Raw genomic sequence first — 12,100 nt, forward strand, 5'->3', positions numbered from 1 at the left:
GGTCAGCGGGTCGGGGCGGCGGGCGCCGGGGCCGGGGCGGGTGTGCTCCCCAGGGGCGCGGCCGCCGGGTTGGCCGGCATCACCGGGCTCTCGTTGATCTGCAGCACGCCGCTGGTCGCGGGTTGCGACTCCTGTTGCACCGCGCGCATCTGCTCGTAGCGGTCGAGTGCGAGGCTGCTGCTCTCGCGGCCATCGCGCAGCACGACCGGGCGCAGGAACACCATGAGGTTGGTCTTGCGGCGGCTGCGTGTCTCGCTGCGGAACAGGCCGCCCAGCACCGGCACATCGCCCAGCCCAGGCACCTTGTCCTGGTTGCCGGCGAATTCGTCCTGCAACAGGCCACCGAGCACGACGATGGCGCCGTCTTCCACCAGCACGGTGCTTTCGATGCTGCGCTTGTTGGTGATCAGGCCGGTGGCGCTGTTGACGGATTGCGGCGCCACGCTGCTGACCTCCTGGAAGATGGTCATCTTGATGGTGCCGTTCTCGCTGATCTGCGGCTTCACCCGCAGCGTCAGGCCCACGTCTTTGCGCTCGATGGTCTGGAACGGGTTGACCGAGCCGTTGTTGCTGCCGGTGTTGGTGAACTGGCCGGTGACGAAGGGCACGTTCTGGCCAATCACGATCTTGGCCTCTTCGTTGTCCAGCGTCAGCAGGTTGGGCGTGGAGAGGATGTTGCCCTGGCCGTTCTGCTGGAGGAAGCGGGCCAGGAAGCCGAGCACGTACACGCCGTTGGTGCGCCGGGCCAGGCCGAGGTTCAGGCCCGGGTCCGGCACCGTGTTGCCCTGCGACAGGTTCAGGATGTTGCTGCCGCCGCTGCCGAAGTTCGTGCCGAGCAGGCCGATCACGCGGTCGCCGGAATTGCCCGAGGCGCCTTGCCACTGGATGCCGAACTCGGCGGCCTTGTCGGCGTTGACCTCAGCGATGAGGCTTTCGACATAGACCTGCGCGCGGCGCGAGTCGAGGCGGTCGATCACGGTGCGCAGCTGGCGGTAGACCGGCTCGGGCGCGGTGATGATGAGCGAATTGGTCGCCGGGTCGGCCTGGATCTGGCCGCCGGTGGAGGGCTGGGCGCTGGGGGTGACCGGCGCGGTGGCGGGGGAACTGCCGGCCGCGCCGGCCGGCGCCGCGGCGGTCGTGGTCCGCCCCGTGGCCGGGGCGGCGCCGCCGCCACCGCCCTCGCCGGCGATCGCGGCGCGCAGCGTGGTGGCCAGCGAGACCGCGTCGGCGTTCTTGAGGTAGACGACGTGGATGTTGCCGCTCACCGCCGCGGCCGACGGCTGGTCCAGCCGCGCCACCAGCGAGCGCACGAGCGCCAGCCGCGCCGGATTGGCGGCGCGCACCACCAGCGCGTTGCTGCGCGGCTCGGCGACGATGGTGGTGCGAAAGCCCGCCTCGCCGCTCACCTGGCCGGGGCTGGCCCCCGCCGGATCGATCAGGCGGGTGATCATGGGCACCATGTCGGTCGCCACCGCGTGCTGCAGCGGGATGATCTCCACATCGGTGGCGCCGGAGACGTCGAGCGTGGCGATGATGCGGCCGATGCGCTGCAGGTTGTCGGCGTAGTCGGTGATGATCAGCGAGTTGTTGCCCGGGTTGACGTTGATCGTGTTGTTGGCGCCGATCAACGGCCGCAGGATGGGCACCAGGTTGTTGGCGTTCTCGTGGTTGAGCCGGAAGATCTGGGTCACCACCGTGTTGGTGGCCGGCAGCGCGGCCACGTTGCCGGCGCTCACCACGTTGCCCTGCAGCTTCGCGTCGGCCTCCGGCACGATCTTGTACAGGCCGCCGGTGTCCACCAGCGAGAAGCCTTGCAGCCGCAGCGCGGCGGCGAACTGGTTGAGCGCGGCCGCGGGCGGCACGGGCCGTTCGGTGGCCAGGTTGATCGTGCCTTTGACGCGCGGGTCAACGACGACGCTGCGGCCGGTGATGGTGGCCATCGTCCGGGCCACGGCTTCGATCTCGGCGCCCACGAAATTGAGCTGCACCGGCTCGCTGGCGCGGCCCTGGGCCCACGCGGGCAGGGCGGCCAGCAGCGACAGGCTCAGCAGGGCGGCCGCCGCCCGCGCAGGACGCGTTCGGCGGCCGGGGGGCAGGGGCTGGGGGCGGTTCATGGCGGAATCCTCGGGGTTCGGCTGGCGTCAGCCCAGGGTGATGATGGATCGGTCGCCCTGGCGGCGGCCCACGATGTTGAGCAGGTTCGACAGCGGCTCCTCGCGCCCGGCGGCGGCGCGCGCGTCACCGCTGAAGCGCAGCCGCCCGCCGATCCACAGGCCTTCGCCCTGCAGCAGCAATTCACCCCGCACGGTCTGCAGGTTGAGGGTGGCGGTGTTGCCGTCCGGTGCGGCCTGGAGGGTGGCGCGATAGCTGCCCAGGGGGCGCAGCGTGGACAGCCGCGAGGCCATGTCCACCGCGTCGACCACCACGCTGCCGTCGAGCTGCAGGCGGCCGCTGTCGCGCTTGAGGGTGAAGCCGGGCGAATTCAGTTCCAGCGCGCCTTCCAGGCGCAGCGTGTTCCACGGCGTGCCCAGACCGGCCAGCAGGGCGGCCGGCCAGCGGGACGAAAAGCGGTCAACGATCAGTTCGCTGGTGCCCGGCCGCGCCGTGATCCGCATCGCGACCGGCGCGGAGCTGCAGCACGGCAGGCTTACCGCGAGGGAGGCGGCCGGCCAGCCACGCACCAGCGTGGGTGCGAGCCGCCAGCGCACGCCCTGGGGCAGCGTCGCCCGGTCGCGGCTGCCGTCGCCGCCGCTGACCAGCACGTCGGCCCGGCCGTTCCAGACGGTGCCTTGCGCGTTGACGAGTTGCAGCTGGCCTTGTGTGGCCGCGCCCAGCGGCTCGGCCAGCCAGCGGGCGGGCGCAAAGGCCACGAGCGCCACGACAGCGCCGATCAAACCCGCCATCCACGGCAGCCGTCCGCTCATCTCAGACGCCCCCCAGTCCAGGGCCGGCCACGATGACCGTGCCGCTCCAGCCGCCTTCCGCGTCGCGGGTCAACTGCGACTCGACCGGCACCAGCCGCGCGTTCTGGCGCACCTGCACCAGCCACGCGGCCACGCCCTCCGGCCGCGCGCCGCGCAGCGTGAGCGTGGCGCGGTCGCCGAGCACCGCGATCTGCGCCTGTGCGCCGAGGCTTTGCGTGGCGGCCTCCAGGGTCTTGAGCGTCTGGTCGCGCCCGGGCGCGGCGCTGGCTTCTGCGCGCAGGCCCTCGGCCTGGGCGGCCAGGCGTTGCATGTGGCCGAGCTGGGCATCGAGCCGCTCGTGCCGTTCCGGGGCGGCCCGCAGCGTGCTCCAGGCCGGGGCGACCAACAGCCACCACACCGCGGCCAGCGCCGTGACCGCCACGGCCGCCCCCACGGCAGCGCGCTCGCGGCCGGACAGGCGTGCCCAGGCGGCCCGCGCCTGGGCGCGGGCTTGGGTGAGAGCGGGGGGCAGGGCGGTTTTCATGGGTCAGGGTTCCGGCGGGCGCACGCTCAGGCGGCTGCCGTCAAAGCGGGCGCGCCAGCCGGCGCGTTCCAGCGCCACCTGCAAGGCACGGACCTGGTCTTCACTTTGCCGCCAGCCGGCCAGCTGCAGTTCGCCGGCGGCGTAATTCCACTGGGTCGCGGTGAGCGCGTCACCGCCCGCGGCGCGGTCGAGCGCGGCCAGCAGGCTCTCGAGATCGCCCGGGGCCAGCGCGCCGCTGGCCTGCTGCAGGCGCGAGACCTCGCGCTGCATCTGCACCGGCGCGTCGATCACCAGCGTGACCGCCGGGAAGGCGCTGCGCAGGGTTTGTTCGATGCTCGCCTGTTTGCGCTCCAGGGCGCGGCGTTCCTGCCAGGCGGCGGTGTTCAGGCCCAGCAGCTGGATGCCGACCAGCGCCGCGGCGCCCCAGCGCGCCCCGCGCCACGCCGGTGCGGTGGAAAACAGCCGCCAGGCGCGGCGCCAGCGCTGGCGCCGTCGGGCGCCGTGGGACAGGCTGAGCTCAAACTGGGCGAGGTTCCAGTCGGACTGACCGCAGCGGATCAGCCAGTCGGTTTGCGGCAGCAGGTCCACGCGCCGGCGCAGCGCGCGCTCGGCCAGCGCGGCCACGCCCGGGTCGGCCAGCCAGACATCGAGTTCGGTGTCGCTCTCGCCGATCGCCGGCGGGGGTGTGAGCGCCGCAGTCGCCTCCAGGGCGGTGGTGCCTTCGCGCAGCGGGATGCAGGTCACGCCGCCGGGACCGGCGCTGCCAAGCCAGGCGTCGTCGCCTTCGAGGAAAGCCCAGTGCAGGGTGGGCGGGGTGTCCAGTTCAAAGGCGCGCGACAGGCCCGCGGCGATCGCGCCGGTGGCGGCGCTGGACAGCGCGGGCGCCAGCGAAGGCACGACGCGGGCCACCGGCCGACCGGCGGCTTCCAGCGCGCGCAGCCAGGATTTCAGGGGCGCCAGCGCGCACACCCCGACCCACACGCGCTGACCCGATTGGCCGCCGGGTTCGAGCGCAAAGTGCAGTTCGCCGATGTCGCCGAGCAGCCGGTCTTCGAGCAGGCCTTCGAGCGCGGCACGCAGGCGGTTGGCCGATACCCGGGGCAGGTCGATGCGGTGCCACGACACGGCCCGCGGCGGCAGCACCAGCACCGTGTCGTCGTCGCGTGGCAGCAGCGAGGCGGCGCACAAGCCCTGGTCGATCATGGCGCCGCGCTCGTCGGTCAGCACCCAGCCGAGTTCGCTGGCCGGCCCTTGGGGGGCGCCAGAGGCAAAGTCGGTGGGGGTGGCTACGAGCACGGTGGGGGTGGGTCAGGGCAAGGATGAGCGCCCCATTCTAGAGAGGGCGGGTGACATGCGACACCGGGGGTGGCCGGGGGCGCTCACCGCCAGGCCGCCCGCTCGCGCCACACGACCCGCACGTCGAGGTTGTTGCGCACCACCAGCGAGCGCTCCTCGATCACCGCTTCATCGAGCCGCAGCCGGCCGCGGACCTCGAAATACCGGGTGCGCACATCGTGCGAACTTTCCACCAGCGCCGCGCCCAGCGCGGGCGGCAGGATGTTGCGCGCAGCCGACAGATCGCGGAACGGCGCGCGTTCCCGGGCGGTGACCAGCGCCCGGGCCTGCGCCGCGTCCAGCCCCGGCACCGACGCCTGGATCGCCACCGCGCCGGCGGTGTTGAGGTTCAGCGCGGTGCGTTCGGGCAGCCAGGTGGCGTGCGGCGCGAGGGCGTTGAGCGTGGCGGTGGACAGGCCGGCCCAGCCGAGGTGGGCGTAGCGGCGTGGCAGCAGGGCCGTGGCCGAGGGCTGGGGATCGTTCAGGCCGAGGCGGGTGCTGCGCAGCAGTTCGGCCACCATCACGTCCAGTTCGCCCGGCGGCAGGCCAAGCTGGGCGAAGAGGCGGCGGAAGGTCGCGAGGTCCGCCTCGGACACCTGCACCGTGGCGTTCGCGCCGCCCCCCTCGACCCGCACGAGGTTGCCCAGGTTCAGGCGCGACTGGGCGTCGGTGACCTGCCCGGAGAGGAAGGCCTGCAGCAGGCTGTCGGCGCTGTTGTTGCGGTCGGCGGCGAGGAAACTGCCCAGCCGGGCCTCTTCCAGCGGCAGCGCCCAGGGCTCGCCCAGGTGGTCGGCATTGCCGCTGTTCTGGTTGCCGCGGCTGTCTTCGCGCAGGATCAGCCGCGCCCAGTCGAGGGCCCCGATGAGGATCCAGCCGGCCTGCGCCCGCAGGCGCTCGGCCCGCTCCAGCTCGGCCGCCCGCCATTGCTGCCACTGCGCCGCGGCGGCCAGCGTGGCCACCAGCGTGACGGTGAGCATCGCCATGAGCAGCGCGGCCCCGCGCTGGCGCCGCGCGTTCACAGGCCGGCCTCCAGCGACGGGCGCACCCAGTCGCGCGTGATCGTGCCGCCCAGGCCCTCGGCCGTCGGCAGGCCCAGCACCAGGCGCACGCCGTTGGGCATCTTGCCGCTGTCGAGTACCAGGCCGGGCAGCGGACCGCGGGGGGCTGAGGACTGGGGGTTGCTCCAGCCGTCGCCCCGGTGGAAGAACACCTGCCAGTCCGCCACCGGCACCAGGCGGATCGCGCTGTCGGCGGCCGGATTGCCGGCCGTCTCGCCGGGCGTGAGCAGGCTGCCGCGCGCCCAGTCGGCGGCGCGTTGCCAGGCGCGGGCCAGCTCGTCGCGCCGCACCACCGGGCCCGACTGCCAGCGCATCCACACCGCGTCGGCCCCGGTGCCCACCCGCGCCCAGGCCACCACCCGCAGGCCGCGGCTCTCCAGCGGGTTGTCCACGCTGTCCCGGCGGGTCAGGCGCAGTGCCTGCCCGTTGAAGTCCAGCGGCGCCACCTCGCCCGTGTCGACCACCGCATCCAGGTCGGCATTCCACTGACCCAGCGCTGCCTGCAGCCGAAGCAGGCGCTCGCTTCGATCGCGCGTCACGCTTTGCGTGGTGCTCATGCCACCGATGGCGTTGACGCTCAGGATCGCGATCAGCGCCATCACCGACAGCGCCACCAGCACCTCGACCAGCGTGAAGCCCCGAACGCGCCGTGCCGCCATCGTCAGTACCGCCCCATCACGGTGGACAGCGACAGCAGCCGCACGTCCACGCCGTCCACCGGGCCGACCACCGTGGCATCGATGCGCTGGAAATTGGGGTTGGGCGTGGGTTGCACCGACAGCCGCACCCGCATCGCCCGACCGCCCTGCTCGCACGCCACCTCGCTGTCGCCCACGCCCGGCAGCTGCTGCTGCAGCCGCAGGCGGATCAGCTCGTTCTCGGCACACAGCTGCGCCAGCCATTGGTCCGACTGCCGCTCGGCGCTGCGCGTGAGGGTGGCGCTGGCCTTCAACCCGGCCGCCAGCGTGATGGCCACCACCGCCAGCGCGACCAGCACCTCGATCAGCGTGAAGCCGCCCCCGCGGACGGCGCGGGCGGTGGGCAGCGTGAAGCGTTTCATTGGCCCGGCTCCATCGGTCCGGTCTGCACCCGGAACGGCCCCAGCCCGTCGGTGGCCAGCACCAGCCGGTGGCTGCCCAGCGCCAGCGCCACGCGCTGCGCCGGGATCAGCGGTTCCGGGCCGAGCACCAGCAGCGAAGCACCGGGCGGCTGGTCGATGCGCGCGTCGACGGTCGGGTGCAGCCACGGCTCGCGGCGGGGCGCGTTGGCCGCTGCCGCCACATCGCCCGGTTTGCCCACGAATTCGAAGCCCTGCGGCGTGGGGCGCCAGACGATCGGCTGACCGCTGGTGCGCGATTGCGCCCGGGCCTGTTCCAGCAGCGCGCCCAGACGCGCAGCCTCGCGCTCCAGCCGCTGCGCCTCGCTGTCGCGCAGGGCCAGCGACACGCCGGCGCTGGCCAGGGCGAACAGCGCCACCACGACCAGCAGCTCCAGCAGGGTGAATCCGAGCGCGCGTCGCGGTGTCATGGCGGCGGGGCCGGCGGGGCGTCCGGCGCGGGGCGCGCTTACTGCCAGCTGCCGACGTCGGCGTTCTGGCCGTCGCCGCCAGGCTGACCGTCGGCACCCAGCGACAGCACGTCCACCTCGCCCTTCAGGCCGGGATTGAGGTATTGGTAGGGGCGGCCCCAGGGGTCGTTGGGCAGCTTGTCGAGGTAACGACGCCACGCCGGAGGCACCGGCCCGGTGGTGGGCTTGTTGACCAGCGAGCCCAGGCCCTGCTCGGTCGTGGGGTAGCGCTGGTTGTCCAGCCGGTACAGCTTGAGCGCCTGCATCAGGTTGTTCACGTCGGTGCGGGCGGCGGTCACGCGGGCGTCGTCGGCGCGGTCCAGCACGTTGGGCACGATCAGCGCGGCCAGCAGGCCGATGATCACCAGCACCACCATCAATTCAATCAGGGTGAAGCCGCGCTGCACGGCGGCCCGCAAGGGCTGGAAAAGGGGGCGGTTCAAGGGGTTCTCCCGGGGCTTTCACGTCGGGACAAGGGGTGCCCGGCGCAGCGTCGCTGGATCATAATCCCCGCATGGCACGCGCTTCCACCTTCGGACACTCCGGTTTCCTCACCGAGGCGGGCGTGTTCGCCCCGGTCACCCGGCCTACCCGCACGCCGCAGATCACCGCGGTTGTCCTGTGGCTCGTGGCCGGCCTGAGCGCCGGGTATTGGCTGATGGGCGCGCTCGGGCGCGCCCCGGCCACCGCGCTGCCGCCGCCCCCGGCCGAGGTCGCGGCGGCCGATCCGGCGGCCGTGGCCCGGGCCCTCGGCGCGCGCGCCACGCCCGCCGGGGCGTCGGACGCGCCGGTGGCCGCTCCGGCGTCGCGCTATGTGCTGCTGGGGGTGATCAGCACCGACGGCGGCGGCGCCGCGCTGATCGCGGTGGACGGCAAACCCGCCCGGCCGTTCCGCGTGGGCGCCACGCTGGACGGTGGCGTCGTGCTGCAAAGCGTGTCCGCGCGCCAGGTGCGCCTCGGACCGGCCGGCGGCCCGGCCGCGGTCGAACTTAACCTGCCGGCGCCGCCGCGCGCCTTCTGAGCCTCGCCCGGGATCCATGCCGCCGCGCGCCGCCGCCGATCCCGCCCCCGATCCGAGCGTCGCCACGCCCTCCGGCAGCCTGCTCGGTCACCTGACCGAGGAGCTTCAAAAACACCCGCCCTTCCACGAGATGGAGCCGGCGCACGTGCGGGCCTTCCTGGCGGCGGCGCGGCAGGCCTACTTTGCGCCGGGCGAGGTGGTCGTCACGCCCGAAGACGGGCCGGTGCAGGAGCTGTTCTTCATCCGCCGCGGCGCCATCACCGGGCAGCGCGGCCTGTCTGATGTCTCGGGCGGCGCGTTCCAGTACGAGGCCGGCGATCTCTTCCCCATCAGCGCCGTGCTGGCGCAGCGCGCCCCCACCACCCGCTACAGCGCCACCGGCGACACCTTTGTGCTGGCCGTGCCGGCACCAGCGGTGCGCGCGCTGGCGGAGCAAAGCGCGGTGTTTGGCGACTTTCTCAACCGCCGCATCCTGCGTTTCCTGGAACTGTCGCGCGCCGCCCTGCAGGTGGCCTATTCCTCGCAGGCGCTGGCCGAGCAGTCCCTGGAGACCCCGCTGTCGCGCCTGGTCGGCAACCGCCCGGTGATCACCTGCACGCCCGACACACCGCTGCGCGCGGCGCTGCAGCGCATGCACGAGGCCCGCATTGGCTCCATGCTGGTGGTCGATGCGGCCGGCGCGCTGGCTGGCATCCTCACCCGCTCCGACGTGCTCGTCCGCGTGACGCTCGCCGGCGCCGACCTTGACGCCCCCATTGAACGCGTCATGGTCTCGCCGGTGCACAGCCTGCGCGCCGACCAGACCGCGCAGGATGCCGCCCTCATGATGTCCAGCCAGGGCATTCGCCACGTGCCGGTCACGCAGGACGGCCTCGTGCGCGGGATCGTGTCCGAGCGCGATCTGTTCGCGCTGCAGCGCCTGAGCCTCAAGCACGTCAGCAGCAGCATCCGCAACGCCACCGACGTGGCCACGCTGCGCGTGGTGGCGCACGACATCCGCGGTTTCGCCCGCACCCTGCTGGGCCAGGGCGTGCAGGCCCAGCAGCTCACCGCGCTGATCAGCCACCTCAACGACGTGCTGACCGCGCGGCTGGTCGAAATCCTCGCCGCCGAGCATGCGATCCCGATGGATCGTTTCTGCTGGCTCGCGCTGGGCTCCGAGGGGCGCAGCGAACAGACCATCGCCACCGACCAGGACAACGCGCTGATCGTTGGCGACGGTCTGGACACCGGCCGGGCGCTGGCCTTCGGCGCCGCGGTCAACGCCGCGCTGGACGACTGCGGTTTTCCGCTGTGCAAGGGCGGCATCATGGCCGGCCAGCCCGAGTGCTGCCGCACCCTGCCGCAGTGGGAAGCGCGATTCGCCCTCTGGGTGGAGCACGGCTCACCCCAGGACCTACTCAACGCCAGCATCTGGTTCGACTTTCGCCCGCTGGCCGGCGACGAGTCCCTGGCCCACCGCCTGCGCGAGCGCGTCACCCGCATGGCGCGCACCACCCCGCGCTTCCTCCAACAGCTGGCGCTCAATGGCCTGCAGCAGGCCGCCCCATTGAACTGGCTGGGCAACATCGACACCGACGACCGCGACACGCTCGACCTGAAGCTGCAGGGCACGGCGATCTTCGTCGACGTCGCGCGCCTGTATGCGCTGGCGCATGGCGTCACGGCCACCGGCACCCGCGCCCGCATCGAGGCCGTCGGCCCGCTTCTGGGGGTGCCCAATGGGGAGCGCGATGCCTGGATCGGCGGCTTCGAGTTCCTGCAGATGCTGCGCCTGCGCGCCCAGCTCGACGGCACCACGGTCGACGATAACCCCAACCGCATCGCGATCGCGTCGCTCAACGACATCGACCGCCGCATCCTGAAAGAAACCCTGCGCGTGCTGCGCTCGCTGCAGCAGCGCGTCAAGCTGGACTACAGCCGGTGAGCTGGTGGCAGCGCCTCACCGGCCACGGCCCGGCGGACGCCGACGAACCCGCGCGCTGGGTGGTGCTCGATGTGGAAACCAGCGGCCTTGACCCGCACCGCGACTGCCTGCTGGCCATCGCCGCCATCGGCCTGCGGGTCGACTGGGCCACGCGGCGGCTCGATCTTCGCCTGGGCGACAGCTTCGAAATCGTGCTGCGGCAGGACGAAGTGGCCACGAGCCGCGAAAACATCCTGCTCCATGGCATCGGCGTGCAGAGTCAGCGCGACGGCGTGGCGCCGGCGGTGGCCCTGCGCGCGTTTCTTGACTGGATCGGCAGCGCGCCGCTGCTGGCTTTCCACAGCGGTTTTGACGAAACCCTCATCAAGCGCCATGTGAAGCAGCACCTGCGCCTGGACCTGCCGAACCCGTGGGTGGACATCGAACACCTCTGCGCGGTGACCCACGAGCGGGTGCTCGCGCGTTCGCTGGACGAGTGGATGGCCCATTTCGGCATCACCTGCGCCCGCCGCCACGAAGCCGCCGCCGACACGCTGGCCGAGTGCGAGCTGCTTTTGCGGGTCTGGCCGCGCGTGGCCGCGCAGAGCCGGCGCTGGCGCGATGTGCAGCGGCTGGCCGACCAGCGGCGCTGGCTCGGCGCGCGCTGAAGCGGCTCAGAGGTCGAGCAGCGCCTGCGCCGCGCGCACCAGCGGCCACGCGAGCAAAGCCCCCGTGCCCTGGTGCGCGGTCAGGCCGAGGTCCAGCAGCGGATCGGCCTGCAGGTGGATCAGCATGAGCCGGTGACCCGGGTCGGGCGCGCGGTGGCTGAACACGAGGTAGTCCGTCACCGCCGGACTGAGGGCGCGCGCCACCAGCGCCGCCGCGCCCGCGGCAAATCCGTCCACCAGCACGATGCGCCGCTCGCTGGCGGCCTGCAGCATGGCGCCGGCCATCATGGCGAGGTCAAACCCGCCCATCGCGGCCAGGACATCGGTGGCGTTGTGCAGCGCCCGGTGGCGCAGGGCGGCGTTCGTGAGCGCGTCGAGACGCTCGGTGTCGTCCGCCTCGTCAAACCCGGCCGCCTCGCGCGGCGCGCGGGCGCAGGCGTCGGCCACCGGCACCCCGCACAGCCGCGACAACAGCAGCCCGGCGCAGGCGCTGCTGGCCTCGCCCACGCCGGCCACCGCCACCACGTTGCCTGGTGTCTGCCGCACCACGTCCATGCCCGCCTGCAGCGCCGCCGACGCTTGAGCCACCGACATCGCCGGTCCGAGGAGCAGGTTGCGCGTGCCGAACCCGATCTTGCGCGCCTGCCAGCCCACCGGCGAGCGGGCCGGCGGCGTCACCGGCGTGGCCAGACCCGCGTCGACCACCGTCACCGCCACGCCGTGCAGCCGCGCCAGCGCGGAGGTTGGAGCTGCCCCAGCCAGCAAGGCCAGGACACGCGCCTGCGTGCGCCGGTGGTCGTCGGGTCCCTGCACCTGATCGGCGATGCCGTGATCGGCGGCGAACACCAGCAGCTGGGGCGCGGTCAGCGTCAGCGTGTCAAAGGCGTGATCGGGTCCGTTCTGGACGCGCGCCAGCTGCAGCGCCAGGTCCTGCAGGCGGCCGAACTGGCGCTGCCCATCGGGCGCGCAGGCCAGCCGCTGCGCCAGCCGGTGGTCGAGCAGGGTGTCGGCCGTGGGCGCGATGGCGGGCACCGCCAGACCCGGCGGGGGCGCGTGGCCGCGGCGGTGCAGCGGCAACAGGGCCGGGTCCAGCGCCATC

General features: G+C 73.0%; 13 protein-coding genes. 3 read left to right on the forward strand and 10 right to left on the reverse strand.

All coding sequences use genetic code 11. From position 1 onward, the window contains the following. Nucleotides 1-2 precede the first annotated feature (2 nt). From gspD to gspG, 9 genes are all read right to left on the reverse strand, one after another. Nucleotides 3-2,114 (reverse strand): type II secretion system secretin GspD, encoded by a 2,112-nt coding sequence (gene gspD, locus AC2D80_RS01415; protein ID WP_484631193.1) that lies wholly within the window; start codon nucleotides 2,112-2,114, stop codon nucleotides 3-5. 27 nt (nucleotides 2,115-2,141) lie between these two features. Then, nucleotides 2,142-2,924, reverse strand: a complete 783-nt coding sequence (gene gspN / locus AC2D80_RS01420; RefSeq protein WP_484631194.1) for a type II secretion system protein N — start codon at nucleotides 2,922-2,924, stop codon at nucleotides 2,142-2,144. Between the two features lies 1 nt (nucleotide 2,925). Then, nucleotides 2,926-3,447, reverse strand: coding sequence for a type II secretion system protein GspM (gene gspM, locus AC2D80_RS01425; protein ID WP_484631195.1), 522 nt, complete (start codon nucleotides 3,445-3,447; stop codon nucleotides 2,926-2,928). 3 nt (nucleotides 3,448-3,450) lie between these two features. Next, the gene (gene gspL / locus AC2D80_RS01430) at nucleotides 3,451-4,743 is read right to left on the reverse strand and encodes a type II secretion system protein GspL (protein WP_484631196.1); all 1,293 of its coding nucleotides are present in this window, start codon (nucleotides 4,741-4,743) and stop codon (nucleotides 3,451-3,453) included. Nucleotides 4,744-4,826: 83 nt separating this feature from the next. Continuing rightward, nucleotides 4,827-5,801: a type II secretion system minor pseudopilin GspK gene (gene gspK, locus AC2D80_RS01435; protein WP_484631197.1), complete on the reverse strand. Its 975-nt coding sequence runs from the start codon at nucleotides 5,799-5,801 to the stop codon at nucleotides 4,827-4,829. Next, nucleotides 5,798-6,499, reverse strand: a complete 702-nt coding sequence (locus AC2D80_RS01440; RefSeq protein WP_484631198.1) for a PulJ/GspJ family protein — start codon at nucleotides 6,497-6,499, stop codon at nucleotides 5,798-5,800. Before AC2D80_RS01440 ends, gspK begins: the two co-directional genes overlap by 4 nt. 2 nt (nucleotides 6,500-6,501) lie before the next feature. Continuing rightward, a complete protein-coding gene (gene gspI, locus AC2D80_RS01445) occupies nucleotides 6,502-6,900 on the reverse strand; it encodes a type II secretion system minor pseudopilin GspI (RefSeq protein ID WP_484631199.1) in 399 nt (132 codons plus the stop codon). Beyond that, the gene (locus AC2D80_RS01450; RefSeq protein WP_484631200.1) at nucleotides 6,897-7,367 is read right to left on the reverse strand and encodes a prepilin-type N-terminal cleavage/methylation domain-containing protein; all 471 of its coding nucleotides are present in this window, start codon (nucleotides 7,365-7,367) and stop codon (nucleotides 6,897-6,899) included. The genes gspI and AC2D80_RS01450 overlap by 4 nt, the downstream gene beginning before the upstream one ends. 38 nt (nucleotides 7,368-7,405) lie before the next feature. Next, on the reverse strand, nucleotides 7,406-7,849 hold the full coding sequence (gene gspG, locus AC2D80_RS01455) for a type II secretion system major pseudopilin GspG (protein WP_484631201.1): 444 nt from the start codon (nucleotides 7,847-7,849) through the stop codon (nucleotides 7,406-7,408). A 71-nt stretch (nucleotides 7,850-7,920) separates the two neighbouring features. On the opposite strand from gspG, the gene AC2D80_RS01460 reads away from it, so the two are divergent. Genes AC2D80_RS01460 through AC2D80_RS01470 form a run of 3 tightly spaced genes read left to right on the forward strand, consistent with a single transcriptional unit; the run spans nucleotide 7,921 to nucleotide 11,001 of the window. Beyond that, nucleotides 7,921-8,427, forward strand: a complete 507-nt coding sequence (locus tag AC2D80_RS01460; protein WP_484631202.1) for a type II secretion system protein N — start codon at nucleotides 7,921-7,923, stop codon at nucleotides 8,425-8,427. A gap of 16 nt (nucleotides 8,428-8,443) precedes the next feature. Beyond that, nucleotides 8,444-10,354, forward strand: a complete 1,911-nt coding sequence (locus tag AC2D80_RS01465) for a DUF294 nucleotidyltransferase-like domain-containing protein (RefSeq protein ID WP_484631203.1) — start codon at nucleotides 8,444-8,446, stop codon at nucleotides 10,352-10,354. Beyond that, on the forward strand, nucleotides 10,351-11,001 hold the full coding sequence (locus AC2D80_RS01470) for an exonuclease domain-containing protein (RefSeq protein ID WP_484631204.1): 651 nt from the start codon (nucleotides 10,351-10,353) through the stop codon (nucleotides 10,999-11,001). Before AC2D80_RS01465 ends, AC2D80_RS01470 begins: the two co-directional genes overlap by 4 nt. A gap of 6 nt (nucleotides 11,002-11,007) precedes the next feature. On the opposite strand, the gene AC2D80_RS01475 is transcribed toward AC2D80_RS01470, so the two are convergent. Further along, entirely contained in the window at nucleotides 11,008-12,099 is a 1,092-nt protein-coding gene (locus tag AC2D80_RS01475; RefSeq protein WP_484631205.1) for a nicotinate-nucleotide--dimethylbenzimidazole phosphoribosyltransferase, read from the reverse strand. Between the last annotated feature and the right edge of the window lies 1 nt (nucleotide 12,100).

It is taken from the genome of Hydrogenophaga sp. T66 (assembly GCF_057219855.1).